Raw genomic sequence first — 19,487 nt, 5'->3', positions numbered from 1 at the left:
GTTACGGGTATTTCACTGCAATTAAAGCGGCAGATAAGACCGCGGCAGTAGAAAAGCGGCTCCCGCTAAATACTGAAGTTTTAACAAAATTCCCGTACAAAATGAAAGATACGGTTTTTGGAAAGACGAGTTATGTCGGGAACGCAGTTTTGCTTGCTGCTGCTGACGGTTCATGGCTTTACTATCCGGCGCAAAATGTGAAAGATACTGATCCGAATTCGAAGTACACTGTAGTCGGCAGACCCGACGCATATTTGAATCATAACCATAACAATTTGATGTATCGGATTACCGCCAACGGAAATGCAGCTTATCTTGAAGGATCCGATACCCCGCGCAGCTATGCCGATCAGGCAATGCCGTTCTTTGCTTTTGATGGTGTAAATCTGGTTCGATACAACACTGAAAAAGCCGGATTATCACGGATGCAGGTTTTGCAGTATCGCGACGGGAAGCTGATTACCGTGATTCCGGAAAGCCGTTTCGGTAACGCTATCGGTACTGCAACTGCCGCAATTGATCCGGCAAGCTGGGGAGTCGGCGTGATTACGCTCGATACGAGACGCGGAAAACTCGTACAGATTGCGCCTTCCGGGCGTGTTGTGGCTGAACAGGATATTCCGGGCGGAACACTTTCTTCTACATACATCCAGCATCAGGGAAATTCAATCTTTGATTCAAAGAGCGGTATGCTGTATGTTCCGATGTTGCGAAAGAACGGCGAGTTCACAATTCAGAAATTCCAACGATCTGCAGACTATGTTGAACCAGTTGCAGAGCAGGTGCTCGGCACTGAGCTGGATCCATATACGGATCGCGGAAATCCGAATGCGCAGCCGCCAAATTCTGAACAGCCGGCAGCAGAAGTCCCGGCACCCGAAGATGGAAAGCCGCAGAGTTTGCCAAACTCCAGCGCAGTGCAAAATAACAATAACGCCGCCGATTCTGCTGATAAGCAAAATGTGACTGCGAAAGTTAATCAAGATTTGCCGGCAAACAATGTATCTGCTGGTGCTAATGCAAAAACCGCGCAGCTTTCAAAGACGGGCAGTTCAGCTGCGATTGCCGGCGGAATCGCACTTTTCCTCCTCGCAATTGGCGGAATTTGCGTGACCTGGCTGTCTGCGCGGAATCGTGCTGCGCTGAAATCAGAGTGAGATACAGCTTTATGCTGGCGTCTTTCGCGAAAAACTTCAGCTGCCTTTCCTCCGCCGCTTTCAGGCGGAGGAAAGGTGCGGAGGAAAGGCAGCATTAAATAGTTATTTACAATTTTAAAAGTTTTTCAAAGATGTGCGTGAAAAACTGAAAACATTATCCTTACACGCCGATTAACGGTAGAAACCGGTCACGGTATAAAACGCGTAAATCGGGAAACTGAAAACAAATTAAATCAACACGTAAAAGTGAATCAACGGAAAGGATAGCCAAATGGCATCCACGCTTCGAAAATCATACTCAGCTCTGCTGGCTTTAGCAATGCTGTGCTGCGCAATATTTATTGCACAGCCGGCAGCAAATGCAGCAGAACCGCAGCGCAATATTAAATCTTCCACTCTCGATTGGGGAGTGAAGAATAGTTTTCTAAATTACATCGTTAACTTCAAAATGTTTGGCGGATATTACAAGGCAGAAAACGGTGTAACAGATAACGGCGGAAAAGCCGGCACAGACCTGAGCTTCAAATGGCCCGGGATTTCTACTGGGGTTCTTGATCCGGAAAATCTCGGTACGCTGAAGTTCTCCGGATCGCTTTACTTCAACTCCCATGAAAGCATTTTGGAAATGACTTTCGCTAATCCGCAGATTACAATCGAAGGTTCTGCTGCGAAGCTTTCCGTCGATGTGAAAGGCCGTCCATACAAAGACACTGTCACAAAGATGGACATGAAAGACTACGGGCGCCTGACTATTGCGGAATATTCTGACGTGAAAGTAAAGCAAGACGGCGATAAAGTAACTATCAGCACCGGACAAGGCGAAATTACAGCTGAAGGAAAGACAGCTTTCGGTGAGGAATTTTACCAGGTCGGACAAGAAATTAACGGCTTCACAATAAACCTGACTACGCAGGCGGCAGATGAAAAACCAGCGCCGAGTACCCCGGAGAATCCTGCAGCCCCGAGTAATCCGCAGCCTGGAAAAGATGATCCAAAATCTGAAACAACCGGAAAACCGGAATTAACAGCCCAAGTTACGAGTGCAACTAAAGAGGGTTTGAACGTAAAAGCAGCAGTTACCAATGTAACTTTACGGGCAGCTGCTGACGTACCGGACACAAAGAAAGATGATGCCGGCGTATATCTCGCAGTAATCGCGAAAAACGATATTGATTCTTTGCGGAGCAATCCAAAGGCCGCAGCCGGTGTCGCTTTCGTATATAAGAAGATGATGAAAGGGACTACCGCAGAAGCTACGATTAAAGTTCCGGCAGCGAAAATTGATTCAGCGAAAGAATATACCGTCGTAGCATGGAGAGCACACGGAATGCTGAATGATGCGCGTCTGCTTGCGGCAGCTCCGCTGGCCGTCAGCGCAGAACAGTTCGCAGCTGTTTTCCCGGAAAAAGCAGTGCAGCCGGGAGAAACTTCCGCACCAGCTCCGGCGCCTGCTCTGGTGAAAACACAAGCCGAAATTAATGCAGAGCAGTGCCGGGAACTGGAAGCACAGGTAGCACAGCGTTCTACCGAGAAGATCATTACGAGCGGTTCACTTAATTGGGGAGTGCGTGATTCTTTCACGGCATATATCCGCGGTGCAATTGCGAAAGGGAAGATTGAAAGCTCAATTTGGAACGGATCTACGTTTATCTGGCCAGGCAATGGGGGAACTTATAACAGTGCTTCCAAGAGCGGTACTTTCCGGTATGGCGGCACTGCACACTTTACCGGGCATAGCGGAAAGCTTGATGTAACTATTTCTGCTCCGACCGTTACCATCAATGGTAATACCGGCATGCTCTCCGCCTATTTAAAGGCAACTAATGTCGACGGAAAAGTAGTGCAAAATGGGCGCGTAAATCTTGCGAAGCTCAGCGGGATTTCGGTAACTGCGTCAGGCAAGTCTTTCTCCTTTACTGCCAAGAATGTTTCACTCACAAGTGCCGGCACTGCCGGATTCGGCGGATTCTACCCAGTGGGTGAACCGTTGAACGGACTCAGCGGAAAGGGAACTTTGAGCGCACAGTACCAGATTCAGAAGGATGCGAACGGTGCTTGCAGCATCGTGCAGTATGGCGCCGACGGTTCCGTAGTTGCCAAGGGACAAGACGTGACAACCTTGAGTCAAACCGGTGCTGCAGTATGGAATGCTGCAGTTATCGCGCTGCTTCTTGCCGGTCTTGGCGCATTGGTGCTATTGGGTAAAAAGCGCACATACATCAGCTAATTAAATCTGAAGTTTAATTTAAAGGTAGGTGTGCAGCAACTGATATTTATCGCTGCTGCGCACCTACCGAAATTATGTTAATAAACAATCCGTTCGGAGAATATAGTGAAACGATTCGCGGTGCTCCTCGCAGCAATTATTACTTTCGCCAGTGCATGTGCTGCTCCAATTGAAACTTCAAAAAACACGCCGGAAAATACGGATAAATCGGTTAGTGCTGAAAAAAGACAGCTTCACTTCCTGATCCGCGTGATATCACCGGTTTGTCCGTTGTTGAAGGAATTCCTGATCCGTCGGTAATTGCCGGAAAGTTTCCGCAAAAACTGCCGGCTACAGTTACTGATACTGAGGGAACTTCCGTAACGATCACGGACACATCCCGAATTTTAGCGCTTGACATTACGGCAACTCTTTCACGCACAGTCATCGCACTTGGTTTTGGCGAATCAATTGTTGGACGTTCCGTGTCATCTACAGAAAAAATGCTGGCAGATTTACCGGTAGTAAGCTCTGACGGGATTGCATTAAATGCGGAAGCGATTCTGAATTTGCATCCGACGGTTGTGTTTACTGACCGAACTCTTGGACCTCCGGAAGTGATTTCGCAAATTCAAGCTGCCGGGATTCCGGTAGTTATTACTGAATCGGATCATTCGGTTGAGACAGTTGGAGCTGAAATTGAAGCAGTAGCAGCTGCACTTGGCGTGCCGGAAGCCGGTAAAGCACTTGCAAAACGCGCATCGGCGGAAATCACTGCGGCAAAAGAACAGATTGCACAATGGACTCCGAAAGATCCGCTGAAAATTGCGTTCCTTTATGTGCGCGGTACAGCGGGAGTGTTCTTTATTTTCGGCGGTGAGGAATATGGCGCAATTGACTTAATTGAAGGTGTGGGCGGAGTCGATATTGCGGCGAAAACCGGAATTAAGGGGCTCACTCCGGCAAGCGCTGAATCTTTGCTCACAATTAACCCTGAAGTTATTTTCACTATGACCGGAGGTCTGGAATCAACAAAGGGGATGGAAGGGCTTTTAGCAAGACCCGGGGTTTCCTCCACGATTGCCGGTAAGAAGCAGCGAGTTGTCGCGATTCCGGACGGACTCTCATTGGCTTTCGGCCCGCAGACAGGCGATGTGCTGCTTGCAGTTGCACGCGCACTGTATGGGGTGAAATAAGTGAATCAGCTTACTTCGGGTAATAAGTACGGAAAAAATACGGCAAAGCTGCAAAGAAACATGGGAAAACTGCAAACAAATACTGAGAATTCCGCCGTTGCTGCACAAACCTCCGCAAGCGGTTTATATCGGCGGAAATGCCGTCGGACCATCACTTTCGTTACTCTTACCGTCTCACTTGTGCTACTCGTATTTCTTTCGGCTGGGATTGGGCAGTTTGCGATTTCTCCAAGCAATGCGCTGCGCGGATTCTTTGCATATTTCGGACTTGTAAAACCGCCGGAAGATCCGCTGATTATGGCGACGTTATGGAATATTCGGCTGCCGCGAATCGCGCTGTCAATTTTAGTTGGTGCAGCATTAGCAGTGGCAGGTGCGGTAATGCAGGCAATTTTCTCTAATCCGCTTGCCGAGCCGGGAGTAATTGGAGTTTCGGCGGGCAGTGCCGTCGGTGCTTCAATGGCAATAGTGTTTGCTCCCTACGCTTTTGGTGGGTTTTCTGTGCCGGGAGCAGCATTTTTGACCGGACTCCTTGCTGCTTTTACCGTCTACATACTTTCTTTCTCAGCCGGAAAAACCGAGCCGCTGACACTAATCCTGACCGGAATTGCCGTCACTGCAGTTGCGACGGCGCTAACTTCTATCGCCACATATATTGCTCCCGCCACTGCACGCGACCAAATTGTGTTTTGGCAAATGGGATCTTTCGGCGCTGCAAGCTGGATGCAAGTAGGCATAGTTGGAGTAGTGGTGTTTATTGGGATTGTCTGGAGTATGCTGATTTCACGCAAGCTGGATTTGCTTGCGCTTGGTGAGCGTGCAGCAGGGCATGTTGGTGTGAATGTGCAAGGTTTACGTACCTGTGCAATTGTCCTTACTGCTCTGCTCACTTCTGCTGCGGTCAGCTATGCGGGAGTGATTGCTTTTGTGGGGCTGATTGTGCCGCATGTATTGCGGCTTGCAATGGGCCCGTTAAATAGTTATCTCTTACCGGCTGCTTTACTTGGCGGGGCAGTGCTGCTTACTGGGGCAGATCTTTTAGCGCGGACAATTATTCCTTTTTCGGATTTACCAATTGGAATTTTCACTGCCCTGGTCGGAGGTCCGGTATTCTTCATATTGCTTCGGAGGAATCTGCGCGGAGCGAGGAAAGTAAACTGATGAATCGTAATTTTAATAGCCGAGAATCTTCTGCGTCTGCGGTTGATGAACATATCGCAAATACGCCGGTACTGTGTGCAGATAACGTTTCTTTTTCTTACGGCGCCCGCGAAATTCTGCATCAGGTTTCGCTAGATGTTTATTCTGGAGAAATGATTGGTGTGCTTGGGCCGAATGGTACAGGCAAATCTACTTTGCTGGGAGTGCTTACGGGTGATCTTCCAGTGCAGCACGGTACGGTTCAGCTTGCTGGAAAATTGTTGCAGGATTATTCACGCCAAGAGCTTGCACAGACACGTTCGGCAATGCCGCAGGCCAGTGAATTTCCATTTTCTTATTTAGTCTACGATGTGGTGTCGATGGGACGCTCTGCCTGGGGAACCTCAGAAGCAGAGAATGCGCAGATCGTCCGAAAAGCAATGCAATGTACTGATGTGGCGCGAATGGAAGATCGGGATATTACGAGTCTTTCCGGCGGTGAATCTGCGCGCGTAACATTAGCGCGGGTAGTAGCGCAGGAAGCGCGAGTAGTCTTTCTTGATGAACCGACAGCCGCACTGGATATCGCACATCAAGAACGTACAATGCAGCTATGTCGGGGGATGGCAAAAAATGGCGACGCAGTGATTGCGATTATGCATGATATTCAGCTTGCGGCTGCATACTGCGATCGGATTGCACTGCTGAAATCCGGCAGTGTAGTTGCTTTTGGGAAGCCGCGTGAAGTACTGACGAGCGAGCAGCTGAGTTTTGTCTACGATTGGCCGATTCGGGTGATTCCGCATGGAAGCGGGGAAATTGCGGTTGTTCCGGAAAGATTATAATTTTCCACTTATTTTGCGCTGTTTCTTCCGCTGTTTACTCCTTTTTCGCAAATACTGTTTTTGTTTTTGCAAGCGGTAAAATTCAGATATTTTCCGGCAGATGTAAACGGTTTTATTTCGAGAGTTATTGCTGAAATTTAAAGCAAACTGCAAAACAAACTATTGTTTCCTGCCGGAGTAGCAGAGTTTTCAAAAGCAGCAGTATGATTCGTCCGCGAAGCTGAACTTGCGGCAGCAGAAAAGCATGAAATATTTTGGGGTGCGTTCTCATCTGAAAACGCACCCCCAAAAATTTAGAGCGGATTTAACTGTGAAAGCAATAATCAAATACCAAGCTCTGCAGCAAAGTCAGCTTCTTCCAAACGGAGCTTCACATCACGCAGATAACGCGACGCATCGGCTCCGTCAATCACCCGGTGATCATAGGATATTGCAAGGTAGCACTTCGAACGAATTGAGATTGTCTCATTGCCGTCCATGTCCTTTACTACAGCCGGCGCTTTGAAAATTGCACCAGTACCAAGGATTGCTACGTTTGGCTGATTAATAATCGGCGTATCGAAAAGCGCCCCAATCGATCCGGTATTTGTAATTGTGAAAGTGGAACCGGAAAGTTCATCAGCGCCAATCTTTCCGTCGCGGGTACGGGATGCAAGATCTGCTACTGCTTTCGAAATTCCGGCGATATTCAAATTTCCGCAGTTGCGGATTACGGGAACGAAAAGTCCCTTTGGCGTATCTACCGCGATACCAACATGTTCTTCATTATGGTAAACGATTTCGTTCTCTTCGATAGAACAATTGATCTTCGGATGTGCTTTCAGCGCTTCAGTAGCTGCCTGGATAAAGAATGGCAGATAGGTGAGCTTTACACCTTCGCGGGCATTGAAAGATTCCTTTGCTTGTGCCCGCAGCTTCACGATCTTCGTTACATCAACTTCCATTACCGTGGTAAGCTGAGCGGAAGTTTGCAGCGATTCAACCATTCGCTTTGCAATAGTCTTGCGCAGACCGGTCATCTTCTGGCGGGTACTGCGCAGCGTTGCAGCTTCCGCAGCTTTCTTTGCAATCTCCGACTTTACCGATCCGGAAGCTGGCTGCGCAGCTGATGGGCCGGATCCGGCTGGATTCGGGGCAGCTGCAGCGGCCTGAGCAGCTTTAGCTGCTTCGGCAGCAGCTGCTACATCCTGACGCCGGATTCGCCCGCCTACGCCAGTGCCTTTCACTGTGCTGAGGTCAATATTTAAATCTTTGGCAAGTTTCCGCACTATTGGAGTGATGTATGCCGAGCTGTCTGCAGCTGCCGGAATAGATCCTTCTGGTGCAGACACAGCCGGATTCTGTGCAGCCGGCTTTTCGGCTGCATGCTTCGGTGCTGCTTTCGGGGCTTCTGCAGCTGCCGGCGCAGCTGTATCGGAAGGAGCTTGCACAGATCCGCCGATAATTGCAAGCACAGTGCCCACTTCCACAGTTTCATCTTCATTCACGATAATCTTGGTGATTACGCCCGCACCAGGTGACGGCACCTCGGTATCAACTTTGTCTGTAGAAACTTCAAGCAGCGGTTCGTCTGCTGCAACTTCGTCGCCAACCTGCTTCAGCCAGGTGGTCACGGTACCTTCGGTGACGGATTCGCCAAGTGCCGGCATCTTTACTTCGACACCTGCGCCGTCGTTTTCGGATGCGGGCGCGGCAGCAGAAGCTTCTGGTTCGGCCGGGGCAGGAGCAGAAGCTTCTGCAGGAACGTCTGCTGCTGCAGCTGGAGCGGCACCGGATCCGTCGCCAATATACCCGAGAATTGTGCCGACATCGACGGTTTCATCTTCGCCAACTTCAATCTTTTCGAGTACGCCAGCTGCCGGAGCGGGTACTTCAGTATCAACTTTGTCGGTGGAAACCTCAAGAATAGGTTCGTCAAGTTCGATAGTGTCGCCCACTTCTTTCAACCAGGTGGTCACGGTACCTTCGGTTACGGATTCGCCAAGCGCTGGCATCTTAATAGGTTCTGACATGTTTTCTTCCAATTCTTAATTGTGGGTGTGTAATGGCTTACCGGCGAGTGCGAGCACTGCTTCGCCGACGGATTCATTTTGCGTTGGGTGTGCATGAATTGTGCCTGCGAAATCCTCTGGGAATGCTTCCCAGGTGACCATCAGCTGCCCTTCGCCAACCTGTTCGCCCATGCGGGCGCCAATCGCATGGAATCCGACAATTGGTCCGTTCTTTTCCCGCACAAGCTTCACAAATCCCGCGGTGCCGAGCATTTGCGACTTACCATTACCGGCAAGGTTAAATTCCACAGCTTCCACATTTTCTTTTCCGTATTTTGCTTCGGCTTTCTGCTGTGTAAGCCCGACGGAAGCAATTTCCGGATTACAGAAAGTTACTTTCGGAATATTATTTTCGTCGATTAGCTTTGGATTCATGCCGGCGATTTCTTCCGCTACAAAGATACCTTGCAGGAAACCGCGGTGCGCCAGCTGCACACCCGGAACGATGTCTCCGACAGCATAAATATTGCCGATTCCCGTGTGAAGACGCTCATTGGTCAGAACAAAACCGCGATCAATCTTAATCCCTTGTTCTTCGTAACCGAGATTCGCGGTCGACGGACCGCGGCCAATTGCGATTAGCAGATACTCGGCATCATACTGCTTTCCATCCTGGGTAAATACATGTACGCCGTTTTCGTCTTCTTCAACCCGGTCAAACATCGTTTTTGTCTTGAACGCAATCTTGCGCTTGCGGAATGCGCGTTCCAAGTTCTTTGAAATAGCTTCATCTTCATTTGGGACAAGATGATCGAGACCTTCGATAATAGTTACGTCAGCACCGTAGGAAGCCCAGATAGAAGCAAACTCTACGCCGATCACGCCGCCGCCGAGCACAATCACCGAATTTGGGACAGTGTCCATATTAAGTGCCTGCTCGGATGTGATAACGCGATTTGTAATCTTTTGCCCAATCGTCTTGGAGAAAGAACCGGATGCGAGTACGATATTTTTCCCTTAATCCGGCTGCCGTTTACTTCGACAGTATCTTGGGCGGCAAGACGGCCCCAGCCGTGGATTGTCTCAACGCCGCGCGAATCCACCAAACCGGTGAGACCTTTATACATTTTTTCGATTACACCGTTTTTATATGCATTCAGTGCATTCATATCGATGCCGGTGAAAGATCCCCGCACGCCGATTGAATCACCTTCACGCATTTCATCCGCTACTTCTGCCGCGTGAAGAAGTGCCTTAGTTGGGATACAGCCGCGGTGCAAACAAGTTCCGCCGACCTTATCTCCTTCAACCAGTGCGACTTTCATCCCGAGTTGCCCCGCGCGCATTGCACAAGCATAACCGCCCGAACCGGCGCCAAGTACTACGATGTCGTATTCTTGAGTTTCTGACACGTATCTTTCTCCCTTGAAACCTAGAAATAAAACTTATTTTTCTGAAATAAGTACTCGGTTACAATTCAACCACTTTTAACCGGAAAATGCAGTCTGAATTGCTTAGGACTTAAGTAATTGTTTTAACAGAATTATTTTTATGTGCCGGTCTTTCCGGATTTAGCACAGTCTGATGCGAATTTCTGCTGCACGGTTATCATAAATATTAGTTTTCATGAGCTGCACCTAATTTATCTGTGCCTTTGCTAAGCTTGCGATATGGGATTTTTTGGAAGACTTTTTAGAACTGATGTTCCGCAGAAGACGGCTCGCGCAACCACGCATGAAAATACCGAATATTTTTCGGAATTTGTTACTTCCCGCCAGGGAGTCCGCGCATTTTATGAAGATGGTACTTCGCGGGAACCGGCGGCGATTCTTTTGATTGCCGGAGACGGAGAATGGACGCGGCGTACGGTATCAGACTATTCACAGGCAGAAAAAGTTGCGGAGAAATTAGAAATTGAATTATTTAAGGTAGCGGTAACGGGATATCCGCGTGAAATGCGCGAATGGAATATTAAAAATGCGAAGAAGCGCAGTCATTAAAATATAAGCGTTGGCAGTTTTGAAAAACGGCAGCAGGAGAGGCGGAGCAAAGCTGCCTAGTGCCCAGCTGCTTGGGTGCTTAGGATCTGAACAGAATCCGGATCTCAGATATTTTGCGGTGAAACCGGTGCGGGTTCACGTAACCGGCGGTATTATCCGCATTTTTACACAGCCGGCGGCGAAACGCCCGCGAGTTTACGTAACTGGCGGCGAAGCGGGAGGTTTTGGTTTCCGACGGGGAGTGCCGTCGTTCTTATAACGCTGTGACCAGCGGAAACGTGGTGGATTTCGAAGATGAAAATCACAGTGCGTGTTTTGCCGTCAGTTGCGTAAAAATATCTGCTTCCTGCCGTCGCTTCGGTAATACCGGTAACTTATTCGCTCGTTTATAAACCGGAAATAACTGGCAAAATCTGCTGGGAGCGGACATCTTCTTCAGCTCTAAACTCCAAGATACGTAAACATTTCTAACTGTTATTTCGAATCGCTTTCATTGAACCGGCAAGCGGAATCAGATATGTATCAGCTCTTCCAGGCACAGTTCAGGAAGATCCGCATTTTCCGCAATTCTCGTTTTCTAGTGGGTGAATCAACAGCACCCGCATTGCGGTATTTATGTGAGCAGCAGGTAGAATTGCCGCTATCGGGAATAACAGGTTCGGTGCAGTGCGCTCCGTTTGCCTGGGCTGATTAATTTGTTCTTTTATAACTGAAACTTGAGGAAAATATGTCTGAAAATACACGTGGCAATGGTGAACACTTTAAACGAGGCAAATCCTCAAGCTGGAAACCTGCCGGGAAACGCGGGTTCGGTGCGCGTGCTGAGCGCAGTAATTTCGATGGGCGGAGAAAATGGCAGAGTTCAGAACGTTCTGAGCATTCGCAGCGTTCGCGTGGTTTTGATCAGTCAGATGGTTTTGAACGCGACGGTGAAAAACGTTTTGAACGCCGCTGGGAAAAACGAGATCGCGGATATGATCGCGGATATGAAGGAAAGAAACGCTGGGAAAATCACGACGGTGAACGTGACGGAAAGCGTTGGAACAGCCGTGAAAACAGTTTTGGCGGACGCGGCGGCGAACGTCGGGAAAATGGACGCCGTTGGGAGCGGCGTGATGATTTCCGCGGCGGACATGATCAGCGTGATGATTTCCGCGGTTCCCAGAAAGGCGGACGCCGATGGAACTCCGATAACGATAACCAGATTCGTCGGGAAAACCGCAAATCATGGGAATCTCGAGACGACCGGAAACAGCACGATTGGAAACGCCGCGATGACGGGCGTGCCGGAAAAGAGCGGTTTGAACGCCGCGGTGAACAGCGCTTTAAAGATAATCGCGGTGCTAACGGGCGGGAAGATTATCGCCGTGATGAAAAGCGCAGCTATCCCGGCAAGGAAGATTGGCGTGAAGAACGCGGTACCCGGCATACCGGCAAGTTCGAGCGGGAACGCGGACATCGCGGCGGCGAGCGTTTTGGAGAAAATAGCCGTGATTTGCGCGGCAAACGCCATGAGCTGATCAGCGAGATTCCGCCGTCAATTTCCGCAGAGTCTCTTGACCCCGGAACACGTGCGCATTTACGGAATTTGAATCGGGAAAACGCGGAAATCGTGGCGCGGCACCTTGCTTATGCGGGTGAAATGCTCGATATTGATCCGGAAGTTGCGTACCGCCATGCAAAGGCGGCATTCGAGCGGGCAGCACGTGTTGATGTAGTCCGCGAAGCACTTGGGATTACTGCGTATGTTACTGGGCGGTATCAGGAAGCGCTTTCTGAATTGCGCACATACCGCCGGATGAGTAATGACTTTACGCATGTGCCGATGGAAGCAGATGCGGAGCGCGGAATGGGACGATCGGAGAAAGCTTTACGTTTCATTTCAGAAATTCCGCTCGCACAGCTCAGCCCGGAAGCGAAGATTGAACTTGCGTTAGTGACTTCCGGGGCGCGGGCTGACTTGGGAGACAGTGCAGGCGGCTTGGCAGTAGTGGAGAAGATTATCGTCGCTAATTTGAGTGCTGAATTAGCTGCACGTGTTGAACTTGTGCGCGCTGATCGGCTTGCTGAACTCGGACGGGACGAAGAAGCAGATATCTTGCGCGAGAAATGGAATTCAGTGCTTGCCGGAGAAGATGATTCCGCATTGATGGTGGTCGATTTGCATGATGTCCTGGATGACGAAATACCCGTGAGTGAAAATATTGCCATTCCGGAAGACGGCAGTAATGCGGAGAACGATTCGGAGGAAAACAGTACCGCGGATGAAATTGACGCGGCAGATTTTAACGAGCTGTTTGACGGATTAGAAGCTGGATTAGAATCCGAGACTGCAGCTGCCGGCTTTTCCGAAGTTGAAATTGCGGAAACTGATAGTACAGATGAAGCAGATAGCGCAGATAATGCAAATAATGCCGATAATCCAGAAACGAATCTGAATGCGGATAGTAATATAATTGACGTTTCGGATGCGGAAAGTGAAATCGGTTTCGACGATGACGATATCGATTGGGAAGCTGAACTCGCTGTGAATCCGGAAGAAGAATTCGCAGAATCTGATTCAAACCAAGACGAAGAACTGTTTCCGCTTGCGGATGAAACCGAATTTTCCAGCGAAAACGAGAAAAACTGAGAAAGAATGTTCAGGATTGCGGACATCCGATATCCATACAATGGGATGTGCGCATCCCGTTGTACAGTGTAATTTTGGCGGAAACGATTCGAGGAGAAAGTAAAAGTGAAAACTCTCGTCGAGAATTTTGCAGGTTTATTTCTGGATTTGGACGGCGTATGCTACCTGGGCGACGCTCCGGCGCCGAATGCGCCTGAAGGGTTGGAAAAGGCGCGCAAACTTGGTGTGAAGCAAGCATTTATCACGAACAATTCTGGGAGAACTCCGGAAGTTGTGGCTGAACATCTAACACGAATTGGAATTCCAGCTTCACCGGATACCGTCGTTAATTCTGCAATGTCAACGGCTGATCAGATGCTGGCCTATCTGCAGCCTGGAACACGCGTACTATGCGTCGGCGGTGAAGGCCTGCGCAAAGCCCTTAGCGATGTTGGATTCGAAATAGTGACATCTGCCGATGCCGCTCCCAGCGCGGCAGTACAAGGGCTGAGCCAGGATGTTGGCTGGCAGGAACTTTCTGAAGTATGTCTTGCAGTGAAAGCCGGCGCAAAATATTTTGCAACTAATATTGATGCCACCATCCCGAAAGAACGCGGTGAAATGCTTGGAAATGGCTCGCTGGTCGCAGCGGTAAAAAATGCTGCCGGAGTAACGCCGATTTCTTCCGGTAAACCAGATCGATATATTTATGAATATGCGGCTAAACATACCGGATTGAAGCAGGTACTTGCGGTTGGAGATCGGTTGAATACCGATATTGCCGGTGCGGTAAATGCGCGGATTCCGAGCCTGCACGTGCTTACCGGTGTGAATAGTGCCCGTGATGTGGTGCTTGCCCCGGAAAGTGAGCGCCCAACCTACCTTGGTATCGATATGCTTGATTTGAGTAAACCTTATCCGGAGGTTGCATTGGACCATGATGGCACAGCGCGAGTCGGAAATGCACAAGCTGCAGTAAAAACGGTCGTTTACTTCTTAATGGGGCAGAGATTGGCGCGCATCTCACTTTGAACCAGTATCGTGCGGCTGCCGCGGCAGTCTGGAATTTTGTCGGCAGTTCCGGAGCGGTTGATTGTGCTGCAGAACTAGGCATACCGGAATTTAGTGTTACTCGGTGAGCCAGCATGAAATATTAACCATCTACGGTAATCCGTAATTTGGATGCGGGAGGATAATAGTGCTCAGAGTTAAATTTAAGATTTGTGAAGCAGCTGGGGAGATATTGGTTCAGATTCCGTTTCCGAATAAAGCGGATAAAATATCAGCAAAATTAACTTCAACCGAAAGAAAACCGAAACCGGGGCAAGGGATTGACTCGCGGCGGGCATTATCCGATCTCAGCGATCTCAGCCAAGATTCGCAAATCGAAGTGCTTGAGCAAATTTATGCCGACTTATCGAAAGAACTCGGGCGCATTCGGCAGTGATTTCGGCAGAGCAGCTGCTATTCAAGATTCAGCAATTTCGCTGATATGATTTTACGGCGAAAAGTAAAACCTATAATACTGCGGAGAAACATCGAGTGGGAAACTTAATTCGTGTAGACGCGGAGCTTGTACGGCGAAATCTGGCACGTTCACGGGCAGAAGCAGCGGAATTGATTCGCAGCGGATGCGTATTTCTTGACGGCGCAGCCGTAACTAAACCCGCTCGTCAAATGAACCGTGCGAGTGCACTATTAGTAAAAACAATGTGCATGACAATTATGCCTCACGCGGCGCATATAAACTTATCGGAGCCTTAGACTATCTAGGTTCTGCCGGCCCGCAGATTAAAGGCGTGCATGCGCTTGATGCGGGTGCTTCGACCGGCGGTTTTACGGATGTATTATTGCGGCGCGGAGCTGCGCATGTGGCTGCGGTCGATGTTGGTTATGGGCAGATACTGTGGCGTTTACGGGAAGATAGCCGGGTAAGCGTAATTGAGCGGACGAATGTGCGCACACTCGATCCGGAACTTGTCGCTCCTGCACCTGAATTAGTGGTAGGTGATTTATCTTTTATCTCATTGACTCTCGTACTGCCGGCACTTGTTCGTGCCGCTGCCGAAAAGGCTGATTTCTTGTTGATGGTGAAGCCGCAGTTTGAAGTTGGTAAAGAGCATCTTGGTGCGGGCGGGGTAGTGCGTGACCTGAAATTACATTTCCAATCCGTCGCGAAAGTCGCGTGCGCCGCACGCAGCAATGGGCTCACCATCCGTGCCGCAGCTCCCTCACCGTTACCTGGTCCGGCGGGTAATGTGGAATACTTTTGTATATGCGTAAGGATTCTCATCCCGAAACATCCGAAGCTGCGGATACAGCGGCGGAAAGCAGTACAAAAATTAAATCCGACCAAATGCAAGATATGTTTTCACACTCCGGAGCTGAGTTTTCCAAACAACTTGGTACGGAGCTTACTGCGAAGATTGCTGCAGCTATTTTGGCTGGTCCGGCAGCAAAAAGTGCAGATGCTTTCAATACGCTTGGACTTCCGGAAATATTGCGTCCGCTGGTGATGAATGAACTTCTGCAGCATCAGCAAGCCAGACTATCTTCCGAATTTCACGCAGTTAGCAAGAGCGGTAAACTCCTCTGGGAGGGAGAAAAATAATGGCCCGGAAAATTGCGCTAATGAATCACGCCTGGCGTGATGATGTTGCGGAGTCAGCTGCGGAGTTTCGCCGGCAAATTGAAGCAGCCGGGATTCAGGTACTTGATGCGCGGAAAGAAAAAATTGACAGCACAGTTGAATTGATTGTCGTTTTTGGCGGCGATGGAACAATTTTACATGCGGCTGAAATTGCCCGCGGCCAGCAGACTCCGATTCTGGGAATCAACTACGGACATGTAGGTTTTCTTGCGGAAGTGGACAGTGATTCTTTTGATGAGGTGGTGCGGGTAATCAAAGAGCACGCCTGGACTGTTGATTCACGAATGACTATTGATGTTTCCGTTACAACAAAAGAAGGACACACCAGTTACGGCTGGGCGCTTAACGAAATTTCAATTGAAAAGACTCCGCCCGCAAAAATGATTGAAACTGGTGTTGCCGTCGACGGACGTGCCGTTTCTACTTTCAAAACCGACGGCATCGTCTTCTCTACGCCGACCGGATCCACCGCATACAATTTCTCTGCAGGAGGTCCGATTGTGTGGCCGGATGTAGAGGCAATGACGCTGGTTCCGATTGCTGCACACGCGCTTTTTACCCGTCCAATGGTGGTTGCGCCGGATTCCGAGATTGAGGTTTACATTCTTTCTGATCAGGCGCAGGTAAGCTGTGATGGACGCCGAATAATCGAAGCTCCGGAAGGAGCAAGTATTATTGCTACTAAGGGCAATGAGCGAGTGAATTTAGTGCGGATTGACGACGCCCCATTTTCTGAGCGTCTTGTTGCAAAATTTCGGCTTCCAGTGGATGGCTGGCGGGCAACTCCAGGTACGGGAGGTACACCGTGATTGAAGAAATCTCGATTCAAAATTTGGGAGTAATCTCTGCGGCGCAAATTAACTTTCAGCAGGGAATGAATGCGCTCACAGGTGAGACTGGCGCGGGCAAGACAATGGCGCTTACTTCATTGATGCTGTTAATGGGTGCAAAAGCGGCAGCAGCGAAAGTTCGGCATGGAGAAGACCGAGCTACGGTAACTGGCGTGTTCAGTGTGCCGGCAGACTCACCGGCAGTGAAGATTGTTGAAACAGCCGGCGGGAAAATTGATACTGATGATTCACGGGCAGAGATTATCGTCTCACGGCAAGTGCTTGCTTCCGGACGCTCGCGGGCTTTTCTCGGCGGGGTAAATGTACCGGTTTCCGCACTGCGTGAAATTGCTGCCGAACTTTTTACGGTTCACGGTCAGCAAGATCAAATTCGTCTTGTTTCGAAATCGGAACACCGGCAGGCGCTTGACGAATTCGCCAATTTGCAGAAAACTCAAGCTTTCCATGAATACTATGCGAAATGGATTGAATACCGCGAACTTTCAAACAAACTGGAAACAGAGCGGGAAAACGCCGCCGCAATCGGGACTGAACGTCTTGCACTTGAAGCGTTAGTGAAACGTGTTGAAAGTGTTGCGCCGCAGCCTGGTGAAGACGATGAACTTCGGGCGCAGGCTGTGCGTCTCGATAATGTTGAAGTATTGCGGGAGGCTCTGGCGCGAAGCGTGCAGCTCCTTGAAGGAGATGAGTATCAGCCCGGAGCGCTGAGCATGATTGACACTGCAGAGCGTGAACTCGTGCAATCACACGATAAAGATCTTGCGAAGTATGCGCAGACTCTCGGAGATGGAGCTGCTCTTATCTCCGATGTGTTAAATAATCTTGCAAGTACTTTGCAGAATTTAGATGCAGATCCGGCACGCTTGGCCGCAATTCATGAACGACGTGCCGAACTGACTGCGCTAACACGTGAGCTGGGAATGGATATCCCAACTATACTTGCCCGGCATGAAGCAGCCCAGACCCGGCTGCAGGAAATTGCTAATCCGGAAAAATATCTTGCAGAATTAACGCAAAAGCTGCAGCGGACTGAAGCAAAATTAAAGATATATGCTGCAAAACTCACTGCAGTACGGAGAAAAGCTGCAAAACAGCTTTCAGAATCTGTAACCAGTGAACTGCAGAATCTGGCAATGAAAGGGGCAAAATTTGCAGTGAAACTTGATCCGCTGCCTGCCCCTGGGAAAGACGGAATAGACGATATCGAATTTTTACTTGCTCCGCATTCAGGGGCGGTACTTTCGAAACTTAATGCCACTGCATCTGGCGGTGAAATGTCGCGGATTATGCTGGCAATTGAAGTCACTCTTGCCGCAAAAAATGCAAAACTGCAGCATACTTTTATTTTTGATGAAGTTGATGCCGGAATTGGCGGAGAAACAGCGTTAAGCGTTGGCCGGCGGCTGGGGAAGCTTGCAGAAAGCGCGCAAGTAATCGTGGTGACCCATTTAGCCCAAGTGGCAGCTGCTGCAGGGACGCATCATTTGGTGGAGAAAGAAAGCGGAAAAGACGCAGCAAAAACGACAGTCCGCACGCTTAAACCTGCGGAACGGGAAATCGAATTAGCGCGAATGCTTTCCGGACAGGCAGATTCTGCGGCGGCACGCGCACACGCTGCTGAACTCATTAACGCTATTTCTGTGGCACCATTAGAAAGTGGTGTTTAGTAATTTATTCAAAAGTGCTTCCCAGGATGCAGCAGATAACTGGGCGGGTAGTGCGAAAGTTGACCGTCGTACAAAAATCTCACGAAACGGCTGCAAACTGGTGATATCGCAATTATCAATCATGAAGACCTTGACCGGGTATCGGCTGAGGCGCTTGTTGAATGCAAGCCGAAAATAGTTTTGAATGCCGCAAAATCGACTTCCGGACGATATCCGAATCTTGGTCCGGGAATCCTGATTGCAGCCGGAGTTCCGCTTGTAGATGATTTGGGCAGTGCAGTTATGGATATCGCTGAGGGAAGTCAAATTCGGGTCGATTCAGACGGATCTGTGTATCAGGAAGAGATGCTGATTACCCGCGGAGTTGTGCAGACAGCAGAGACTAACAAAGCTAATCTTGAAGCGGCAAAAGTGGGGATGAGTGCGCAATTGAAAGCATTCGCCTCAAATACGATGGAATATGTTGAGCGGGAACAGGATTTGATTCTCGACGGAATCGGCGTGCCGGATATCGACACTAATTTTAAAGGCCGGCATGCGTTAGTAGTGGTTCGCGGATATCGGTATAAAGAAGATTTAGAAGCGCTTTCACATTATATTCGTGAATATCATCCGGTGATTATTGGTGTTGATGGCGGTGCGGATGCGGTTCTGGAAGCAGGATACAAGCTTGATATGATTGTCGGAGATATGGATTCTGTGTCTGACAAAGCTTTGTGCAGCGGCGCAGAAATCGTAGTTCACGCCTATCGTGACGGCCGTGCGCCGGGAAAGAAACGGGTAGAAGACTTAGGCGTTCCGCATGCAGTATTTCCCGCAACCGGTACGTCGGAAGATATTGCAATGCTGCTTGCCGATGCAAAAGGCGCAGAATTGATTGTTGCCGTCGGTACGCATTCAACTTTGATCGAATATCTGGATAAAGGCCGGCGCGGAATGGCATCGACATTTCTTACACGCCTGCAGGTAGGTTCGAAGCTGATTGATGCAAAGGGCGTATCGGAACTTTACCGTTCGCAAATTTCGAATTGGCTCATTATTCTGCTGCTCCTGTCCGGATTTTTCGCGCTTGGGGCAGCGATATATTCCACACCGGCCGGGCAGATTGCGCTTGGTCTGGTTCAGGTTTGGTTTTCTGATATTGTTCATTGGTTTAAAGGACTTTAGGTGATT

The 19,487-nt window shown here is 49.4% G+C and carries 13 protein-coding genes and 3 pseudogenes; 14 read left to right on the top strand and 2 right to left on the bottom strand.

Features of this window, described 5'->3' with window-relative positions:
* Window positions 1-101: 101 nt before the first annotated feature.
* The 5 genes from RQN30_RS01630 to RQN30_RS01610 all read left to right on the top strand — a co-directional run bounded on the left by RQN30_RS01630 (window position 102) and on the right by RQN30_RS01610 (window position 6,544).
* The gene (locus RQN30_RS01630; RefSeq protein WP_353060978.1) at window positions 102-1,157 is read left to right on the top strand and encodes a hypothetical protein; all 1,056 of its coding nucleotides are present in this window, start codon (window positions 102-104) and stop codon (window positions 1,155-1,157) included.
* 271 nt (window positions 1,158-1,428) lie between these two features.
* Window positions 1,429-3,384 carry an HtaA domain-containing protein gene (locus tag RQN30_RS01625; RefSeq protein ID WP_353060977.1) on the top strand — a complete coding sequence of 652 codons (1,956 nt, stop codon included), beginning with the start codon at window positions 1,429-1,431 and terminating at the stop codon, window positions 3,382-3,384.
* Window positions 3,385-3,647: 263 nt separating this feature from the next.
* A complete protein-coding gene (locus tag RQN30_RS01620; protein WP_353060976.1) occupies window positions 3,648-4,559 on the top strand; it encodes a heme/hemin ABC transporter substrate-binding protein in 912 nt (303 codons plus the stop codon).
* Window positions 4,560-5,720 carry a FecCD family ABC transporter permease gene (locus tag RQN30_RS01615; RefSeq protein ID WP_353060975.1) on the top strand — a complete coding sequence of 387 codons (1,161 nt, stop codon included), beginning with the start codon at window positions 4,560-4,562 and terminating at the stop codon, window positions 5,718-5,720.
* Window positions 5,720-6,544, top strand: coding sequence for a heme ABC transporter ATP-binding protein (locus tag RQN30_RS01610; protein WP_353060974.1), 825 nt, complete (start codon window positions 5,720-5,722; stop codon window positions 6,542-6,544). Before RQN30_RS01615 ends, RQN30_RS01610 begins: the two co-directional genes overlap by 1 nt.
* A gap of 323 nt (window positions 6,545-6,867) precedes the next feature.
* On the opposite strand, the gene sucB is transcribed toward RQN30_RS01610, so the two are convergent.
* Entirely contained in the window at window positions 6,868-8,556 is a 1,689-nt protein-coding gene (gene sucB, locus RQN30_RS01605; RefSeq protein ID WP_353060973.1) for a 2-oxoglutarate dehydrogenase, E2 component, dihydrolipoamide succinyltransferase, read from the bottom strand.
* Between the two features lie 15 nt (window positions 8,557-8,571).
* A pseudogene (gene lpdA, locus RQN30_RS01600) lies at window positions 8,572-9,947 on the bottom strand (dihydrolipoyl dehydrogenase).
* Between the two features lie 258 nt (window positions 9,948-10,205).
* On the opposite strand from lpdA, the gene RQN30_RS01595 reads away from it, so the two are divergent.
* From RQN30_RS01595 to steA, 9 genes and pseudogenes are all read left to right on the top strand, one after another.
* The gene (locus tag RQN30_RS01595) at window positions 10,206-10,535 is read left to right on the top strand and encodes an oxidoreductase (RefSeq protein WP_353060972.1); all 330 of its coding nucleotides are present in this window, start codon (window positions 10,206-10,208) and stop codon (window positions 10,533-10,535) included.
* 10 nt (window positions 10,536-10,545) lie between these two features.
* Window positions 10,546-10,794, top strand: a complete 249-nt coding sequence (locus RQN30_RS01590) for a hypothetical protein (RefSeq protein WP_353060971.1) — start codon at window positions 10,546-10,548, stop codon at window positions 10,792-10,794.
* A 468-nt stretch (window positions 10,795-11,262) separates the two neighbouring features.
* Window positions 11,263-13,167: a hypothetical protein gene (locus RQN30_RS01585; protein WP_353060970.1), complete on the top strand. Its 1,905-nt coding sequence runs from the start codon at window positions 11,263-11,265 to the stop codon at window positions 13,165-13,167.
* Between the two features lie 105 nt (window positions 13,168-13,272).
* Window positions 13,273-14,178, top strand: a complete 906-nt coding sequence (locus RQN30_RS01580) for an HAD-IIA family hydrolase (protein WP_353060969.1) — start codon at window positions 13,273-13,275, stop codon at window positions 14,176-14,178.
* Between the two features lie 166 nt (window positions 14,179-14,344).
* Entirely contained in the window at window positions 14,345-14,593 is a 249-nt protein-coding gene (locus tag RQN30_RS01575; protein WP_353060968.1) for a hypothetical protein, read from the top strand.
* A gap of 95 nt (window positions 14,594-14,688) precedes the next feature.
* A pseudogene (locus tag RQN30_RS01570) lies at window positions 14,689-15,416 on the top strand (TlyA family RNA methyltransferase); the annotation flags it as partial.
* A gap of 340 nt (window positions 15,417-15,756) precedes the next feature.
* Entirely contained in the window at window positions 15,757-16,605 is an 849-nt protein-coding gene (locus RQN30_RS01565) for an NAD kinase (RefSeq protein ID WP_353060967.1), read from the top strand.
* Entirely contained in the window at window positions 16,602-18,314 is a 1,713-nt protein-coding gene (gene recN / locus RQN30_RS01560) for a DNA repair protein RecN (RefSeq protein WP_353060966.1), read from the top strand. Before RQN30_RS01565 ends, recN begins: the two co-directional genes overlap by 4 nt.
* A pseudogene (gene steA / locus RQN30_RS01555) lies at window positions 18,307-19,481 on the top strand (putative cytokinetic ring protein SteA). Before recN ends, steA begins: the two are co-directional and overlap by 8 nt.
* The last annotated feature ends 6 nt before the right edge of the window (window positions 19,482-19,487 follow it).

The sequence above is a fragment of the Arcanobacterium hippocoleae genome, assembly GCF_040360365.1.
In the GTDB taxonomy this organism is placed as follows: domain Bacteria; phylum Actinomycetota; class Actinomycetes; order Actinomycetales; family Actinomycetaceae; genus Arcanobacterium_A; species Arcanobacterium_A hippocoleae_A.
This window is presented reverse-complemented; position numbering and strand designations above follow the sequence as displayed.